At 51.0% G+C, this 18,039-nt stretch carries 14 protein-coding genes; 7 read left to right on the top strand and 7 right to left on the bottom strand.

The annotated features are described in order from the left end of the window. Window positions 1–168: 168 nt before the first annotated feature. Entirely contained in the window at window positions 169–2,217 is a 2,049-nt protein-coding gene (locus OLTU_RS08090) for an ATP-binding protein (RefSeq protein WP_176736433.1), read from the top strand. Between the two features lie 73 nt (window positions 2,218–2,290). On the opposite strand, the gene OLTU_RS08085 is transcribed toward OLTU_RS08090, so the two are convergent. Further along, window positions 2,291–2,782, bottom strand: coding sequence for a hypothetical protein (locus OLTU_RS08085; protein ID WP_141732248.1), 492 nt, complete (start codon window positions 2,780–2,782; stop codon window positions 2,291–2,293). Between the two features lie 219 nt (window positions 2,783–3,001). On the opposite strand from OLTU_RS08085, the gene OLTU_RS08080 reads away from it, so the two are divergent. Together OLTU_RS08080 and OLTU_RS08075 are read left to right on the top strand one after the other, a co-directional pair. After that, window positions 3,002–4,387 carry an alkaline phosphatase D family protein gene (locus OLTU_RS08080; RefSeq protein WP_141732247.1) on the top strand — a complete coding sequence of 462 codons (1,386 nt, stop codon included), beginning with the start codon at window positions 3,002–3,004 and terminating at the stop codon, window positions 4,385–4,387. 53 nt (window positions 4,388–4,440) lie between these two features. Next, window positions 4,441–4,971 carry an alpha/beta fold hydrolase gene (locus tag OLTU_RS08075; RefSeq protein WP_369696375.1) on the top strand — a complete coding sequence of 177 codons (531 nt, stop codon included), beginning with the start codon at window positions 4,441–4,443 and terminating at the stop codon, window positions 4,969–4,971. 19 nt (window positions 4,972–4,990) lie between these two features. Here the strand turns inward: OLTU_RS08075 and OLTU_RS08070 are convergent, their stop codons facing one another. Further along, window positions 4,991–7,939, bottom strand: coding sequence for a 7TM diverse intracellular signaling domain-containing protein (locus OLTU_RS08070; RefSeq protein ID WP_141732245.1), 2,949 nt, complete (start codon window positions 7,937–7,939; stop codon window positions 4,991–4,993). 103 nt (window positions 7,940–8,042) lie between these two features. Between OLTU_RS08070 and OLTU_RS08065 the strand changes: the two genes are divergently transcribed. From OLTU_RS08065 to OLTU_RS08055, 3 genes are all read left to right on the top strand, one after another. Continuing rightward, window positions 8,043–8,837, top strand: a complete 795-nt coding sequence (locus OLTU_RS08065; protein WP_141732244.1) for a GNAT family N-acetyltransferase — start codon at window positions 8,043–8,045, stop codon at window positions 8,835–8,837. Window positions 8,838–9,073: 236 nt separating this feature from the next. Continuing rightward, window positions 9,074–10,000, top strand: a complete 927-nt coding sequence (locus tag OLTU_RS08060; protein WP_176736432.1) for a phosphotransferase family protein — start codon at window positions 9,074–9,076, stop codon at window positions 9,998–10,000. Window positions 10,001–10,069: 69 nt separating this feature from the next. After that, on the top strand, window positions 10,070–10,339 hold the full coding sequence (locus tag OLTU_RS08055; RefSeq protein WP_141736762.1) for a TFIIB-type zinc ribbon-containing protein: 270 nt from the start codon (window positions 10,070–10,072) through the stop codon (window positions 10,337–10,339). A gap of 127 nt (window positions 10,340–10,466) precedes the next feature. Here the strand turns inward: OLTU_RS08055 and OLTU_RS08050 are convergent, their stop codons facing one another. Together OLTU_RS08050 and OLTU_RS08045 are read right to left on the bottom strand one after the other, a co-directional pair. Further along, window positions 10,467–11,264, bottom strand: coding sequence for a hypothetical protein (locus OLTU_RS08050; RefSeq protein WP_141732242.1), 798 nt, complete (start codon window positions 11,262–11,264; stop codon window positions 10,467–10,469). A gap of 123 nt (window positions 11,265–11,387) precedes the next feature. After that, window positions 11,388–12,419, bottom strand: a complete 1,032-nt coding sequence (locus tag OLTU_RS08045) for a hypothetical protein (RefSeq protein ID WP_141732241.1) — start codon at window positions 12,417–12,419, stop codon at window positions 11,388–11,390. A 355-nt stretch (window positions 12,420–12,774) separates the two neighbouring features. On the opposite strand from OLTU_RS08045, the gene OLTU_RS08040 reads away from it, so the two are divergent. Next, entirely contained in the window at window positions 12,775–14,181 is a 1,407-nt protein-coding gene (locus OLTU_RS08040) for an MDR family MFS transporter (RefSeq protein WP_141736761.1), read from the top strand. 33 nt (window positions 14,182–14,214) lie between these two features. On the opposite strand, the gene OLTU_RS08035 is transcribed toward OLTU_RS08040, so the two are convergent. Genes OLTU_RS08035 through cysD form a run of 3 tightly spaced genes read right to left on the bottom strand, consistent with a single transcriptional unit; the run spans window position 14,215 to window position 17,926 of the window. Continuing rightward, window positions 14,215–15,138: a CysB family HTH-type transcriptional regulator gene (locus tag OLTU_RS08035; protein WP_141732240.1), complete on the bottom strand. Its 924-nt coding sequence runs from the start codon at window positions 15,136–15,138 to the stop codon at window positions 14,215–14,217. Beyond that, complete coding sequence (cysN, locus tag OLTU_RS08030) at window positions 15,135–17,018, bottom strand: sulfate adenylyltransferase subunit CysN (RefSeq protein WP_141732239.1); 1,884 nt, start codon at window positions 17,016–17,018, stop codon at window positions 15,135–15,137. The genes OLTU_RS08035 and cysN overlap by 4 nt, the downstream gene beginning before the upstream one ends. Further along, window positions 17,018–17,926 carry a sulfate adenylyltransferase subunit CysD gene (gene cysD, locus OLTU_RS08025; RefSeq protein WP_218109912.1) on the bottom strand — a complete coding sequence of 303 codons (909 nt, stop codon included), beginning with the start codon at window positions 17,924–17,926 and terminating at the stop codon, window positions 17,018–17,020. Before cysD ends, cysN begins: the two co-directional genes overlap by 1 nt. Window positions 17,927–18,039: the final 113 nt, after the last annotated feature.

The raw sequence follows: 18,039 nt of genomic DNA, 5'->3' as shown, positions 1-18,039 counted from the left end.
GACTGTAGGAGAGGACAGTTGGCCTTGGTCATGGCTTCAAGGACCGGCCAGCTGCCCTCCCCGAATTGATGCATAAATCCAAGCGGGAAAATTATGAAGGGTTGGAAATTAGGCCTCGTCATATTATTCGGAACAACACTCGGCATTATCCTACCCTCGGGTGCATACATGCTCAAGAGTCTTGACGCGAAGCGCAATCAGTTGCAAAAGCAGCTGGATGGGGAACACGCTCGCGCCATGGAACTCCTGACAATCGGCATGGCTGAGCCTGTATGGAACTTCGACAAGCTGAGTGCGGGAAAGCTAACGAGCGCCTTCGCCAAGGATCTCAGATATACCCGAATCGTCGTAAAATCTGCCGACGACACTGTCTTCGTCGATCTCGTCAATCCTGCGGTCAAGGGTGCCTCCATTCTCTCTCGCAAAGCCGGAATTCAGCGGGAGGACAAGGACATAGGAACGGTCGAAGTCGATATATCGACCCATGAGATGGATCAGGCGCTTAACGCTGCTTTCCTTGATATAGTTCTGGCAACCCTCGCACAGGTCATCGTAAGCCTCGGCATGGTTTACACTCTTCTGCGCTTCAAAGTGCTCACGCCCCTTAAACGGTTGGTGGCTCAGGCCAGGAAGCTTTCGAAGAAAGAGCTCGAGGAAACCTTTGAATGGGACGGCGGCGATGAAATCGCCGAACTCGGCTGCAGCCTGGAGTTCGCCAGGAGCGAGCTCAAGCAGCTCTTCGCCGCGATTGAAAAAAAGAACATTGAATTGAAAGGCATAAATCAGAGTCTGGAGCGCATAGTTGAAGAGCGCACGGCTACGATCCGCACCATACTTAACCACGTTCAGGCCGGGTTTCTTCTCGTTGATCAGCAGTTGCATGTGCAGGAGGGGTTTACCCGCAGCTGCAATATTCTGCTCCAGTGCAATGTAACCCATGGCGTGAACCTGACAAGCCTTCTGCGCCTCACGAACCGGGACGCGGATAACTTCAAGCTTGCTGTCGACCAGGTATTCGAGGATTTCCTTCCCGAGAAAGTATCGCTGGCACAGATTCCTGTTCGCCACTTGATTGGCGAGAGCGTCATCTCAGTTGAAGGAAGCACGGTTCGCAATCCCCAGACGGGCAACGTGCAGTTTATCCTCTTCACCATCGTCGATGTCACCCGCCTGCAGCAGGCCGAGGCGGAAAATAGCAAAACTCGCACCCTGGTCACCATTCTTAAGCAGAAGGATGCATTCATAGATTTCGTGCGCGAGTCAATGGGAAGACTCGAAAGTGCCCGGATCGCACTCTCTGCTCGCAAGCAAACCCAGGTCCGTACGGAGATCCATACACTCAAAGGCAACTCCCTGGCATTTTCACTGAATGAAGTGGGACGCTATGCTCATGGCATTGAGGAAGAGGCGGAGATCCGGATCGCGCACCTTGAGGGGATTGAGCAGCGAATCCAGGAGTTTCTGCGCTCCAATTACGAATTGCTACAGATCGACTTCAAAAAGGAATCGGAAAAAACCCATCAAATTCTGCAGAGAGACCTTATCGAGATGCTAAGGCGATTCGAATCACCAGAAATTCCCCAGGACCTTCGGTCGTGGATTGGAAACTGGGCCAGTCGCATTTTGCAACGTCCCGTCAAACAAATCCTCGGCCCATTGGAAACTTATGCTTTGGAACTCGCAGCTCGCCTCGGCAAGGATTTGAATTTCCAGCTTGAAGGGGCCGATACCTTGGTGCTTCCGGAAACCGTCATGCCGGTTATTCAGACTCTTACTCATGTGGTTCGCAATGCTCTTGATCACGGCATCGAAGCTCCATCCGAACGCGGGAGCAAGCCAGCTCGCGGCACGATAAGGATCAGCTTTGCCGATGAAGGCAGGCAGTGGAGAATCAACATCCAGGATGATGGACGCGGGATCAACGTCGCAAAGGTCAAGGCCAAGGCTCTTGAGAACCATGTTGCCACCGCAGAGGAACTGGATAGACTCTCAGAATATGAGCTGTGCGGCCTCATCTTCTCGGACTCCATTTCAACTGCAGACGAAGTCACCGATATCTCAGGGCGAGGGGTTGGGATGGCTGCTTTCCGTAATGCCGTGCAGAGTACGGGCGGAGAGCTGATGTTCAAGAATTCTCCTGGTCAAGGGTTTATGCTTTCCGCGAGCATCCCGAAGCCAGAATCGCTTATAAACGGAAATTTTCCTCTGGCCGCTTAAACTCTCTCCGGGAAGTCTTCGCTGGTCAGTCCGGGCCGCAGCGGCCATCCGTGAATGAGGCCAACGCCGAAAATCAGTTCGGAACGACGATGACGTTAAACGTCGGTGTCCGGTTATTCTTCTCATTCGATTCAGCGACGCGGCAATGGTTTGGCTGGAACTCTTCGCCGGCGCAGCTGTCGACATCGATGTAGAGATTGACGAGTCTCCTGGTCCATCTTTCTCGAAGGTAAACATTCAGGGTCAGCATTTCCGACGCGCCGGCGGCCAGAGCCGTGGGGGAATAGGCGTAGGCCTGAGGCTTACTGCCTATATAGAGGCCGGTATGATAAAAAGTCGAATCATTATGATCCTTGGCATCGACCGACAGCTTGTACCCTGAGGCGGTACGGTTTCCTTTGTTCGTCACTTTTAGCTTCGCAGTGAGTTGGTGGGCGCCGTCAGGAAGGGGCGTGATTTTTACATAAGTCAAAGGCGAGGGTACGAGATCTGCTTTGCGAATAGCCTGGGCGGATGCAAGAGATGAAAAACCAAAAACGGCCGTCAGAAGGCATAATTTCAGCATAAAAACTCCTAAACGGGAAAAATTTTTCCATCATATTTATGGTCCCAGCGGAAGCCTGACGAAATTGGTTTCGTCTTACAGCTTTTGAATCGATATGATGCGACTGCTGGAGCGGGCGTGGACCCAGGATCATCCCATCGATGTTTTTACTTGATCCCACCAGCCGTTTGTGAAACAAGCCAAACAGGTTCGTACTTCCTGATTGTAAGAAAGGGTTCTATGCAGCGCAAACTTGGATTGTTCCTGTTCGTTTCGCTTTTGGCCGGATTGAATCTCGGGCTCACGGCCTGCAAATCCACCCTGGTCAGCTCCGAGCCCTCACAGGTCGCACGCGATACAAAAGTGGATTCGAATATCTTTGGCGGCAGGTTTCCCTTGCTGCAAACCGTCACCGACGACAGCAGCGCTCAATTCAACATTCTGCTACCCAAAGGTTCGTCCTATCGCTTCTCGGTGAAGACCGGGAAAGGCCAGGATCTTGCCGTGAGCCTTCTTCAATCCGTTTCAAGGCCTCATTCCGATCAGACGATCGATCGCTTGAAAGTCAAAGGTCTTAACCCCAAAGAAACCTATCAACTGCTCGTGCACGACGAAAACGGAACCCTTCTGGATGAACGCGAGTTTTCAGCCCTGGACACTCACAGCAACAGTCTGACCTTTGCTTTCTCGTCCTGTCAGCTGGATGATCCACCCTTCCTCGCAACGCAGGCTGCGATCTATGCGAAGTTGAGTCACTCCAAGCCTGATCTCATCATCCTGGGCGGTGACACAATTTATGTGGATACCTTCGCGATCTTTCCCCCCGGAGGACCCAAACCAACCGAAGCCGATATCTGGACCCGTTATGTTTCGACCTGGAGCAAATTGAGTCTTTATCGCCTCAAACGTTTGATACCGACTCTGGCCACCTGGGACGACCACGACTTCGGCTCGAACGACGCAGCGGCCGACTTTCCTTATAAAAACGAAGGGACAGCTGCGTTTCAGGCTTTCTTTCAAGGACAGGAAATTCCTGGGGTGCACGAACATGGCCCCGGCGTGGCCACAAGCTATGACATGGCTGGTCAGCGCTTTATCTTTATGGATAACCGATCCTTCAGAATTCGCCAGGGAAGCATGGAGCGGTACGCGCACTGGGGTGAAAGCCAGGAGCAATGGCTTTTGGAAAAACTGAACGCCTCATCCAAGCCGACCTGGATAGTCGAAGGCAATCAATTTTTCGGCCTTCACCATGCGAAGGGATCCTTCCAGAGAGATCATCCGGAGAACTTCCGGAAATTTATGGACAGCCTCCAGGCGGCCCGTTCTCCGGTCGCGTTGTTGAGCGGCGATCTGCATTTTACGGAAGTTCAGGCTATTTCTTTCACACCTGAGGCGCCGCCGACTTCTTATGAATTCACCTTTAGCCCCTGGCACAGTCGTCCTGCCAAGAGCAGCCTCTACGATACCCAAAACTCGCGGCGTCTGGCCAAAGTCAATAAGCCCAATTTCGGATTGTTCAAGACCCTCGTTCGCGATCAGACTCTCAGCTTGAAGGTCGAAGCCTATGGGCCAGAGCAGGATGAAGCTTATTTTGTCCTGGACGCGTTGGAGATCAGTAAATAAAGTTGGTACGGGTTGAAACGCCGATCCTTTGGGGAACTTCATTGAAGAAGCATGTGCTATTCATTCACAGTGCCGGCTCCAAGAGCGAAGGGAGCGGTGGTTTGATCAATTATATTGCAGACCATCTTGATCAGACCTTCGAGCTCCATGCACCGGACATGCCCGATCCGAACAGCCCTCGCTATGCCGCCTGGAAAAACGAAATCGAAAAAAATCTCTCACTCTGCCCTGGCGAGGTCATCCTGATGGGTCACTCGCTCGGTGGCTCAGTTCTTCTGAAGTATCTGGCCGAGAGAAAAGTCACTCGCACCATCTCCGCACTTTTTCTGATAGCCGTCCCCTATTGGGGTACGAAAAATTGGAAGGTCGATGACTTCATCCTGCCCCAGGATTACTCGGCAGGACTGGCATCCATATCGAGGCTATTCCTTTATCGCGACCAACACGACGAAATTGTCCCAAATGAGCACTTGGAACTGTACAGGAGCGACCTGCCTCGAGCAGAAGTTCGGGAAACTGCTGGGAATGGTCACGCCTTTTTCAAAGGGCTTCCCGAGCTGCTGAGTGATCTGCAGAAGTTGTAGAATGCGAGCGGGAGCCATATCAGGGCATGGTCAAATATTCTTCTGGCAGCGTCATCTCTAACTGGAACTTGACTCGATCCTGGCCTTCAGCTGCTTCCGGATCCAATGCGATGTTTATCTTTCCACCTAAATTTTCCAAATATTCTCTAATGGCGAGCATGCCAACGCCTCGTCCCGAAACTTCACTGAGCCTTCTGCTCGTCGACACACCCAATTCAAAGATTAACATGGCAATCTCATGGTCACTATGATTCTTGTCCAGCTTGTTGATCTGTAGCCCTATCTGTTTCAGGCGCGCTAAATCCAAACCCTGACCATCATCGTCAAAAATGATTTTATAGTCGCGGGTTTCCTTTGTGATCGTAATGCGCATTTTTCCTGCCGGATCCTTACCTTTTTGCCTGCGAAGTTCTGGTGTCTCGATACCATGATCCATGGAATTTCTGAAAATATGGGTGAAAACATTCTTTAACCCTAACTTACCAGCATCATTGATATAAAGGTTTGAAGCCTGCACTTCCAGGGTGGGAACTGGTTTTCCAAGATCTTTCGCTAGCGTTAGCATGATATTTTTGAATTCATGAAACAGCTCAGTCAGGGGATAGTAGATTTCGCCGATGCACCTACGCCTAAGAATTGTCAATTTCTGCGATTGGCTGCTCGAAGGCTGTTTCTTTAGTTCGTCAAAAAAATGCAGAATATCTACGAATAGATCTTTTGAAATGGAAGTTTTTTCCAAGCCGTTGTCTTTTCGACCAAGCTTCTCTGCATTCACAAATTGATATTCCCCCACGATTTTCTCTATTTTATCAATGTTGTTTAACATTTCCACTTTGGGCCAGCTTCGGTCACTTCTCACCTTGGAATAAAAGTGTTCTTCTTCGTGAAAGAGTTCTGACAATTCTTTGAATCGAAAACCTCGAGCCAATCCTTTCAAAGTGTGCACATTGATAAATACGATTTTTAGTATGTCCTCATCGAAGATAGTATTGCACTGTATGAGCCTCTTATTCTCTGCGCTAAATCGTTCGAAGATATTGAAAAAGTCTGCCAGATGATGAGGAGGAATATCGATAAGAGCGTCAATGCGGGAAAGAAGAAGCTCTCTGGCTTCAGATTGCCTCTGCAGCTGATTTTCCTTGGTCACATCCTTTAAGGCGACGAGGATTTTTTCAACAATACCGTCTTGATTGACGACAGGATTCCAATCAGCCATCAGAGAAAGCTGCTCACCATTCGGCTTGATGTAAATAAAGTCCTTTTTTAAGGCATGAGCGTTGAGCTCAAAGCACAGTTCTTCTTCACCAATGGAGGCATGTAATACGGATTCAATAATTTTCCTGTCATCCTTGCTCAGATTGCTGTTTTTCAATAAAACATTGACCAAATCAATATGATTGACCCGGTCGATTCCCATTAAGTCTGATAGATGAGATGAATACTCAGGATCGATCGAACCATCTGGGTTGATCATTAAAAGACCCTGTTTGATATTTCTGAGAAAGGTTCTGACTTTAGCGGTCTTTTCCGAGACCAGCTTTTCCAAATTCCGGTTGAATTGCAGGACGGATTCATGTTCTTTTTGCAATTTCTTGTGAAGACTATCAATCTTATTGTTGGAATCCACCTGCTTCTGCCTAATCTTGTCACCCAATGCGAGGGATAATAATATGATTTCCAAAGCGGACCCGATCTGCATGATGTGGAGGGTAAACATGTTTGTAGGCATGATTCCCAGAGATCTGAATGAAGTCACTGTTGTGCCTAAGATGAAGGCGCCAAAAGCCAACAGGTAAAATTTCGCCTCTCTTTTGCCGCCTTTCAGCGAACTCAATGCAGTTATCACAGCTAAAAGAGCGTTGGGCGCGATCATGACTGCGGCAGCTCGAGTCGCCACGGAATACGGCAATAGAATCCCTGCGATCGCCAGTAGTAAGCTCATACCTGCAAGAAATTGACAACAGCGATTTAACGCTGTGAAGCTTCTATTATTGATCCCTAAAAAGTTTTTAGTGAACATGAGAAACCAGAGGGATACCCAGGATATTGATAATGGAATCGATTTTCCAGCCCATTTTGGGTAATCAGGCCATAAATATTGGAATGAATACCCTTCAAGAGAACTCTGGAAAAACAGGTAAGCGGTGATATAGAGGGTATAGACTATATAACTGAAATCACGGATGAAAAAATATAGGAATACATTATAGATGCACATAATCAGGATGATTCCATAATAGATCCCTATGATAAATCGCTTATGTAAATTGTGTTCAGAGAATCCTTGCATAGACCATAAAACCAAAGGAACCTGTACAGATGACTCTGTTTGAATTCGTAGGTAAAAGGGATGTCCTATATCTTTAGTTGGTACTTTAAAAACAAAATTGACAAAGTCAAATTCTCGCTGATGGAAAGGCAAGCGATCGCCACCGTATTTGACGGTGAAGCCGCCGACAGGATTGGGAATATACAAAGATATGCTATCCAGCAAGGGATAGGCTATTTCGAGCAGTCCTTCATTGTCGGCAAAACCTTGACCGTCCAAAGTGAATTTCAGCCATATGATTGATTTTTTCCAACCTAAATTAAGTGCCTCGGAGTCATTCGCGGTCCATTCGACATCACCTAATCGAGCAATTTGCTCAATAGACTTTTCGCCACTCAGATCTTCAAAGTAGTGAATGGAAGGCCCAATATTAACGCTTTCTATTTTTGAACCAAAAGCGTCCAACGGTTGCATCATGCTGGCAATAAAAATGCCGTATAGAAGCCACCTTGAGCTGCATTTAGCTATTTGGACAGTTGGCTTTTTAATTGGAGCGACCTCTTTCCAGTTTTCTCCAAAAAAATAACTCAGATTCTTATTCATATCGGTTTTTATTAACAAAAGTATAGTGACCCTGCAGGAGGGGATGGTGATCAAACTGAAGTGCCCCAGGGCCTTCCAGCGCCAGATTGCGCTCATGCCCTATTACTGATAGATTTCGCACTATTTATTTTTTGAATGACTCGGCTGAATTCAGATAGTCTAGCAGGGTAATGCGTTGGAACCGGAAGGAGTGATGATAGTGAAAACCGAGACCATCCAGAAATCTGTGATCCTTGAAGCTCAGTACGCCTGTTTCAATCGCCGTAGAACTCTGCGAAGCCTCAGTGAAGGCGAGCCTTCCCTTCGCGAAGAGTCTGGACTCCTCCGTGTGATGGATCCGTCAGCGCCCGAAAACACCTATGTCAATCGCCTAATTGTGCTGCAACCTATCGATCGTATTGCCTTGCTGAGCGCCATCAAAAACCATGACCAACAAAAGTTGAGTTTGTCTGTCGATATCCTGCCCCATACCCTTCGTCCTGATTTGTCTTCCATGCTTGTGGAAGAAAAATTTGTACCAGTGAGAGAGTTGATCGTTCTTCAAAGGAACCTTACGTGTTCTGCTGAAGAAAAGCAGAGTGGAATTTCAATTCGGAAGATAGGCCCAGGCGAAGGCACCTTGTTCCTGAATGCAGTTATGGCGTCCATTGGGCAGGAAGTTGCCCCTGAGATCGTTGCGGCCAAACAGCATTTCTACGAAAGTACGTCTTTCGTTTGCTATCTGGCCTCAGTCGACGAGCAGCTGGCTGGTCTAGCGACCCTTTACCTGGCTGGAGATCAAGCATGGCTCGCGAATGCATTTACATTTGAACCCTTCCGAAAACTTGGCGTGCAGAGCGCACTTATCCAAAGGCGTATCCAGGATGCAGCGGCACTCGGTGTCAGGGCGCTCTTCACGGATGTGGAATTTATGTCGGCCAGTTATCACAATCTGAGGCGATTGGGCTTTGATTTTCACTATGCTATCACAAGCTGGGAAAGGCCGGAGACTTAGCCTCCGACCATCGGCATGGGCGCTGGTTCGGACGTGCACCACACGCAGTATCAGGCACCACCGCCAGGCAAGGCTGGTCGAATGGAACTTTGTCAAAAACAATGTCCTTATATCAGTATATCGTCTTGATCAAACATCGGTTTTTTGTCTAAATCGCACCAGACCACGAGAGAACGTGGAGAGGGCTGCACTAGATGGAACAGGTTACCGTACAATCAGGCCGATGGATCGATAAAATGAGCGACCCTTCCGTGTTGAATGACCTTCTTCACCTGGCAAATTCCTTCGCTGGAACCAAATTCACCCAGGGACGCATACTCTCCCGTCGTTCTGATCGCCTGGTCATTCGTGTGGGTTCTGTCGTGGTGAAAGCGCATGCGCCTGGAACTCATGCTGACAATCTGAGGGCCCGTCTTGAACTTCTGTTTCATGAACCGATGCAGAAGATATTTCTGACGCCTTTACATCACGACGTTTGGCATGTCTCGGGTCAGCTGCTCGCCACACTTTGGCCTGTCGGCGTGCCGCTTGAAGGTCATCTCGGGACGGCGCCCTGGGACAAGGCCGCTTGTCTCCTGGCGCAGCTGCATAGCCTCACCATCACGTCCACCCAGCACGCAAGGAAATTGCCGCGCTGTCGGGCCATGAAGAAAGTTGGACAGACGCTGGCGCAACTCGAAGACGCAGGTTCCGATCCCACGGATCCAGCTGTGAAAGCGGTTCTCAGCGCGGCCAGGACACTGAATTTGGACGATGACGATGGGGAGCTGACAACGATGGTGCACGGAGACTGGCACTTCGGGCAGCTTCTTTCCCTGACACGGGGCGACCACGATACTTTACGTCTGATTGATCCTGATGATATGGGGCTGGGTGACCCTGCTTGGGATCTGGCGCGGCCTGCCGCTTTTTTTGCAGCCGGTTTGATTCCTCCCGATGTCTGGATGTCGTTTCTCAAGCACTACCGGAACGCGGGAGGCCCTGCCATTCCTGAAGACGGTGATCCGTGGCTTACCCTGGAAAAACCTGCGCGCGCGTTGATTGTTCAGTGCGCAGCGTCAGCTCTCATAAGAGCAAGGCGAAAGAAAAGATCCATACTCGACGCGGAGCGACCTTTGCTTGAAGCCTGTCAAAGAATTGCTAGTATGTCTTCACAGGCTTGATTCATAGATTGCAACAGGTATGGCGAATCCTGCCATCCACCTTTACAGGAGAAGTATATGAACATGACCATGCAATGTCCGAAGTGCCGAGGCACGATGCGGACCCACAATCGCCACAATGTCCACATTGAACAGTGCGATAACTGCCGCGGTATTTTTCTCGACTATGGTGAGCTTGAGACCCTGAGCCAGTTGCAAAATCAATGGGTTCAGCAGATGCCACCGCCACCTGCCCAACCTATGCCGGGACATCCGCCCTGGGGCGCTCCGCAGCCTCACTATGCCCATCCGCACTATTATAAAAAGCGCGGGCTGATGGGTATGCTCTTTTCATCCTAAAGCCTAAGATCTCGGACATTGCTGTCCGTAGGGTTCAGGTCGAGCGCCTGGCGCAGAAAAGTCAGGAACGCTCGTTCCTCCCGAATGAACGTGCGTGGTGGATGCATTGAATCCACCGACATTCCATTTAAAGCTGTCTCAAAATCTCGACTATGCCTTGCGCATTCGGAAAGTAATGCATCGCGACCCATGCGAGGGCAACATTGGAGATCAGCACCAGAAGAAAAAATAGATACGTCTTTTTCAAGGCAGTTTGAAACCAGCGATCACCCGAGAATGTTGGGAAATTTCTGTTAAGTCGCCTGGCCAAACCGATTCCCAATACAACCTCCAATGCAACTTCCCCGAGAATGGCTGGAGCCGTTACCAGCATGGTGCCACAGACAACGAGCATGGCAAGGACGGATGAAGCGGCCAAGCCAATCAAGATGATCGGAATGACCACAGGCGCACTCTCGTCGCCAAGGCCAACATCTGGCAGCAACACGTCTTTGGCCGGAACTGAAGGAACCGCCTCGCCTTCCCAGCTGGCCGAAGCTCCTCCTCCCGAAAAGCTTCCTCCGCTTCCCTTTATTTTTTCTGTCGCGACCTGACCTGAGAGGCTAGAGCCGTGTGGAAGAGTCTCGAAATCTCCAATAAGAATGTCCTCAGGTAGAACCTCCAGACGGGAAGGTTTGCTGGGAAATAGACAGAGGATCCAGAGTCTCAAATAGACGAAAAACGAGAGATAACTCAGTACTGTTACGAGAGTATAGCGGAAAACCAGATGATTGAGACCCAAAAGCAGGAGAAGTTTGTTGAACCCGAACGCCGAGACAAGCATAAGCGAGAGAAGGATCGACATGTGAAGACGCAGCGAGTACTTCGCATTCAATCTTTGAAGAAAGGCTTGAAGACGCACGCTTTTTCTATCAGGCAAAGTCATGTTTCTGGGGTCTCCACGAGGCAGTGAATTGCCATATAAATAGTATAGGTTTTTGAGCGTGTCTTCCTTCAATTCTGGAGAGACGAGGACGATTCATTTCTGGAATGCAGGATTGGATCGCTATCAATTCGACAGGGCGGAAGGCACGATTTCAAACTCCATCGCCGCGTCCAAATCTGGCAGGATCGCATTATCTTTCATACTCACAAAGCGGCCGTTGGCCTGCAGGCGCACGGCACCGCGCCCCGCAGAAGTCAGCACATAACTCTGAGCTTCCACCGAAAGTGTGCAGGCCCACAGTACAAATCGCGTTCCCAAACCAAAATCCTCAAGGTCAATACAGCTTTGGCCGCAATATTCCGCCGGCGTGTTATTGAGATCACAGCTCGGCGGTGCAGGATGGGGAACAGACAACCGCCAACCATTGTCAAAATTTGAAAAGCGGAAGCTTAAGGCCGTGCTGCACTCCGTCATGCGCAGGCTTTCCGTGACCGGCTTGCGAGCCACAGTATCATAGGCCCAGGCTGCGTTGCCAGTCAGGCAAAGTCCTGAACCTTTGACTCGCAGTTTATAAGTCCCTTGGCTCAAAGCCAGGGGTCCCATGGCAATGGAAGCCGGGAGGATGTCCAGCAGCTCCACCTGCAACTGAATAGGGACTGCATCGGCGCTGGCACGAATGCTGATGGATAGTTTCGATTGAAGAGCCACGCTTGGAACACGGGTGAGCCATGACCATCGCAGATGATTATCCACGGAGGTAAAGGTCAAGGTTTGCGATTGTATGGTGGCGCTCTCCATTACGAGGCTTCCGCGTCCTAGAACACGACTGAAATTGGCATCATCAAAAGCCTGACAACCGACGGCAACAGAATCTGTCCCTGGATTGATATCCTTCAAAAGATCCGCATCGATCTGCGGATCCACAAAACAACCGAGAAAAGCGCCTCCCACCGAAATCGGTTCCAACGCAACGGCATCCACGGTGTCCACCGCTTCTTCGGTCTCTTCGGCCTCTTCCGGGGCCAAAGTCTCGGCACGCGCGGATTCGCTGGAGGCAGTCGTCGTCTCGCTATCACGATTTTGCGCAAAGTTCATGCCTTTGCATCCAAGCAGCATTGCCAGGCACAGCGCAAGACAGCCGTTCGCCGTTTTCATGACTCCTCCTGATTCGATGGACTCTTTCCTTATCGGATCACGCGCGTTCCACTCTGAATTTCGTTGGGCAGGACCGCCAGGGCCGGCGCGGCTCGGGAAATGTTAAATAATTACATTGAGCTAAACGGCGTTCAAACAGGCGGTTTCAAAACTTTTGCCTGGTAATTATTGGTGAGGGCATCCGGCAAAACCGGCACAAAATTACTAGACAATCTTTATTTCCAATTGGCACGTTTGCTGGTAATCATCCCCTGTATTGCCAGGCGGGGCGTAACCTGTCGCTGCGATTCACTTGTCCACAGCTGTACTATTGTCCGGAGGTTCAGTGGCTCATCCTCATCGACGCCTCACCACGATGGCCTTGCTTCTGGCCATGTTTCTCGCTTCCATGGAAATGACCGCGGTTTCAACAGCGATGCCGACGGTCGTGGGAGATCTTGGCGGCATCCAATACTATGCCTGGGTGTTTTCGGCCTATATGCTCACGTCCACCGTAACCGTGCCGATTTTCGGCAAGCTGTCCGACCTGTATGGTCGAAAGCCGGTCATTCTGTTCGGTATCGTTCTTTTTCTCGTCGGCTCGGTGCTCTGCGGTCTTTCCAGCAGCATTATTCAATTGATCGTATTTCGTGGTCTTCAAGGTTTCGGAGCAGGGGCCTTGCAGCCTATCGCTTTAACCATAGTCGGCGATCTTTATTCGTTGGAAGAGCGTGGCAGAGTCCAGGCGGCTTTTAGCGCCGTCTGGGGCATTGCCGGTATCATCGGCCCCCTGATGGGCGGTCTCATCGTCAAGTATCTGAATTGGCAGTGGGTTTTTTACATTAATCTTCCCTTTGGCATTGCGGCGCTCGTGGTGCTCATGCTTGCGTTTCACGAACAAGTCGAAAATCGACGAAGGCATCTGGATTTTGCGGGAGCGGCTGTTCTTACCATCGCCGTGCTGAGTCTGCTGCTGGCAGCAAACGGCGAATACCCCTTGCTTCTTGGCATCACCGGCATCGCGCTGCTGTTTCTGTTCGTCTTCATCGAGCAGCGTTCGCCAGAGCCTTTGCTCCCGATCGATCTTTTTTCCACGCGTCTCATGGCTGTGTCGAGTCTTGCCGGCGCTTTGCTCGGTGCGGCGATGTTTTCCGTGCTGACCTACCTGCCGCTCTTTGTTCAAGGAGTCATGGCGGGAAGTCCGACCGAAGCGGGTTTCACACTCACACCCATGATCGTCGGCTGGCCTCTTGCAGCCGCGATTTCGGGGCGTTTTATCGCTCGCATTTCGTTTCGCTCTTTCGTTCTTGCTGGCTCTTTTTTGATTCTAGGTTCGGCCGCCGGCCTCGCCCTGGTCGTGCAATCCAAAGCCGGGTACGGGATGATATACGCTGCAATGCTGGCTTTCGGCATTGGTCTTGGTTTAGCCAATACGGCTTTGGTCATTGCAGTGCAGACGCATGTGGAATGGAAGCTGCGCGGAGTCGCTACGGCCAGCACGATGTTTTTTCGCACGATAGGAGGGACGCTGGCCGTGGGACTGCTGGGCGGCATTTTAATGCAATTCCTGACCGATCAAGCGCACATTTCAGCCGAAACAGCCAGCGCCCTTCTTTCACCTCACGGCGGCCAGAGCTTGTCGCAGGAGTTGTTGAGAGAGGCAGCCTCAGCCCTTGGACAATCCCTTGTCCCGGTTTTTTGGATCATATTCAGTTTTACGGTCATTTTGATCTTTGTCGCGCTCAAGTTTCCAGGCCGGACCGTGGACCGGCCGCCTTCATAATTAATGGCCTCATCAGAAACGCGGCCCCTGGTCTCAGACCTGCGTGAACGCTGGACGGACGACGTCCTCACTTAGGCCAGGGGCAAAGATTTCAATAAATCGGTAAGCAAAATCCGGCAGAAAATGCCCCCGAAGAATGCCGACCTTGGTGACGTTTTCGCCGAAAATATGACTCGTGTCCAGCAGACGCAAGCCCTGATCACGGGCCGGATGAAAGGCCATCGGCGCGATAATGCCAATACCGAGCCCGATCTCCACATAAGCTTTGATCACGTCCGCATCAATCGCCGACAAAACGATGTCGGGAGTCAGACCCGCTGCCTGGAACGCGGCATCGATATGAGAGCGGCCTGTTATGGCTGTCTGATAGGTGACGATCGGGTATTTCGCCAGGTCTTCGATAGTGGGCCTGGTGACATCGCAGAGTGGATGCGCGTCGGGAACGATCACCACATGATGCCAGGTGTAGCAGGGATAGGTTGCAATATCCGGACTTTCATCCAAACCTTCGGTGGCGATGGCAAGATCCACTTCGCCGCTGGCCAACATGCTGGCAATTTCACGCGGTCCTCCCTCGTGTAAACTCAAATGCACGCGCGGAAAACTCTCGCTAAAACTCTTCACAACCTCGGGCAAGGCATAGCGGGCCTGGGTATGCGTTGTCGCAATCACGAGGTTCCCCTGATCACGACTGGCAAATTGATCCGCCAGACGCTTCATGTTCTGGCTATGAACCAGAATCTTATCAACCATTTCAGCCAGCTCGCGCCCAGCAGGTGTTAAGCCCAGCAAGCGTTTGCCGCGGCGAACGAAAATTTGCAGGCCCAACTCTCCTTCCAGATCTTTGATGTTGCGGCTGACACCTGGTTGCGAGGTACTGAGGGCCAAGGCCACTTCCGAGAGATTGAAATCGCGGCCGATGGTTTCGCGGATGATGCGCAGCTGCTGGAAATTCATCGATCCCTCGAATACAGCAATTCCTTACTCGCCGTGACGATGAGTTCAACACACTCATCGGCGCTCATCCACTCCGTGCTCACCTGGAGGGAAGGCTGTTCGGGTCTTTCAAAGGGCGAATCGATTCCTGTGAAGCTCTTGATTTCCCCAGCCCGCGCTTTTTTATAAAGGCCTTTCACGTCACGCTGCTCACAGATTTCCAGCGGCGTATCGACAAAAATTTCAAAGTAGCGATCATCGCCGATACACGCCCTGACGATTTCCCGGTCACTCTTGAATGGCGAAATAAAGGACGCGATCACCACCAGACCCGCCTGATTGCAGAGGTGAGCAACCTCAGCCGCCCGGCGCAGGTTTTCCGAGCGGGATTTCTTATCAAAGCCCAGATCCTGACACAATCCAAGCCGTAGATTGTCGCCATCGAGCAGCATGGCATTGATTCCGGCATCAAATAACCGTCGTTCCAGAATCGCTGCAATCGTGGATTTCCCCGAACCGGATAGGCCGGTGAACCAGAAGGTGATGCCGCGATATTTCTGGCGTTCTTCGCGTTCATTTACACTGACCTGACTGATGGTCCGTGTCAGATGCAAGGCGCCTCCCACGGCCTCCACACTCTGGGCGGCGCGATCGATGATCATACCGGCGGCCACGGTTTCATGCGAAATCGGATCCACCAGAATGAACGAACCCGTTTGCCTGATCTTCTGATAGGTATCGACGAACAGCGGCAAGGCTGAAGTCAGGGACACGCGTCCGATTTCATTCATGCGCAGTCCATCGGCCGGCTCGCTGGAGAGATCGTCGATCTTCACCATGTACTTGATATCCGAGATCATCACATTGGAATAACGGGTGGTATGCCGGACCAGATAATTTTTTCTACAGACCAGGGGTTCGGCCGACATCCAGATCATCATGGCTTCAAATTCATGACGGGCCTGGGGCACATTATTCTTACGTACGATCATATCACCGCGACTGATATCCACGGCATCGGCTAAGGTGAGCGTGACCGACATCGGGGCAAACGCTGTCTCCAGCTCTCCATCAAAGGTGTGTATGGCACGGATGCGACTGGTTTGTCCGGAAGGCAGAATCACCACTTCATCACCGGCGTGAATAACTCCTGCTGCAATCGTGCCCGCATAGCCTCTGAAGTCCTGATGAGGGCGCTGCACGAGCTGCACGGGAAAACGAAAATCGACCATATTCTGATCCGACTCCACATAGACATCTTCGAGTCTCTGGATGATCGTCGGCCCTGAGTACCAGGGTGTGTTCTGGCTGCGATTGACGATATTATCGCCGAGCAGAGCGCTCACGGGAATAAAGTCGATATTGCGAATGTTGAGGCGCGAGGCGAAGCCGGTAAATTCCGTCTTGATATCTTCATAAACCTGTTCGGACCAACCGACGAGGTCCATCTTGTTGATGGCCACAATGATTCTTGGGATTTCCAGCAACGAGGAAATAAACGCATGCCGCTTGGTCTGTACAGTGATGCCATGTCGGGCGTCAATCAGGACTATGGCCAGTGAGGATGTGGACGCGCCCGTGGCCATGTTTCTTGTATATTGTTCGTGACCTGGGGTATCGGCAAGGATGAAGTGTCGCTTCTGCGTCGAGAAATAGCGATAGGCGACGTCGATGGTAATGCCCTGTTCGCGCTCCGCTCGCAAGCCGTCGGTGATGGCCGCGAAGTCGATGGCACCGCCCACCGTGAGTTTATTTTTTTGCAAGGCGGCAAGTTGATCTTCGTAGAGCCCCTTCGTATCATGTAAAAGGCGTCCTATGAGCGTGGACTTCCCATCATCCACGCTGCCGGCGGTCGATATGCGGAGCAAACTGCGCCCCTTATCGTCTTTTAGTATCGGCATCAGAAATAGCCCTCCCTCTTTTTCAACTCCATCGAGCCTTCGGTATCATGGTCTATGATCCGAGTCATGCGTTCCGAAACTCTTATCGTCATCATCTCCTCGATGATGGCCTCGATCGTCGTGGCGGTCGACCGAATGGCTCCTGTACATGGACTGCAGCCAAGTGTCCGAAAGCGACACATAACCTTTTCTGGTGTTTCATGCGGGTTGGCCGCGCCGGATTCCAGAGGGATCAGCTGCTGGCCACGCACAAAGACTTCACGTTCTTTGGCAAAGTAGAGCGGAACGATGGGAATTTTTTCGCGGGCAATGTACTGCCAAATATTCAGCTCCGTCCAGTTGGAAAGCGGAAAGACGCGAATTGATTCACCTTCGTTGATCTTGGTATTGAAGAGGTCCCAAAGTTCCGGCCGCTGCAATTTTGGGTCCCATTGGCCAAACTTATCGCGAAAGGAAAACACGCGTTCCTTCGCTCTGGATTTCTCTTCGTCCCGCCGGGCGCCACCGATGGCGCAGTCGAAGCCGGCCTCGGACAAGGTTTGCACCAGGGCCCTGGTTTTCAAGAGCGCGCAGCACTTCTGAGTTCCCAGTGCATAAGGATTGGTACCCTGAGCGATCGCCTCCGCATTTTTTCCGACCACAAGATGTAAGCCCAGTCGCGCGACCATTTCGTCGCGAAAATCATACATTTCCTGGAATTTAAAACCTGTGTCGACGTGAACAACAGGAAAAGGAATTTCACCGGGATAAAAAGCCTTTTGACATAGACGCAGCAAAACCGATGAGTCTTTACCTACCGAGTAGAGTAAGACGGGATGAGAAAAGGCCGCGACTGCTTCCCGCAACATCATGATGCTCTCGGCTTCCAGCTGATCAAGGTAAGATAGCGTATATGGTCCGACCTTCATGTTTTTCTCCATAAAGCGCTGGCGGAAACGATCGAAAGATTTTGTTGGCCCGATGATGGACCAGATTTAAACAGTTCGCAACAAATCGTTATCTGGATGCACATCGGGGAGAA

Source organism: Oligoflexus tunisiensis (assembly GCF_001748245.1).
Taxonomy (GTDB): Bacteria; Bdellovibrionota_B; Oligoflexia; order Oligoflexales; family Oligoflexaceae; genus Oligoflexus; species Oligoflexus tunisiensis.
Note: the sequence above shows the minus strand (reverse complement) of the source record. Positions and strands in the feature narration are given on the sequence as shown.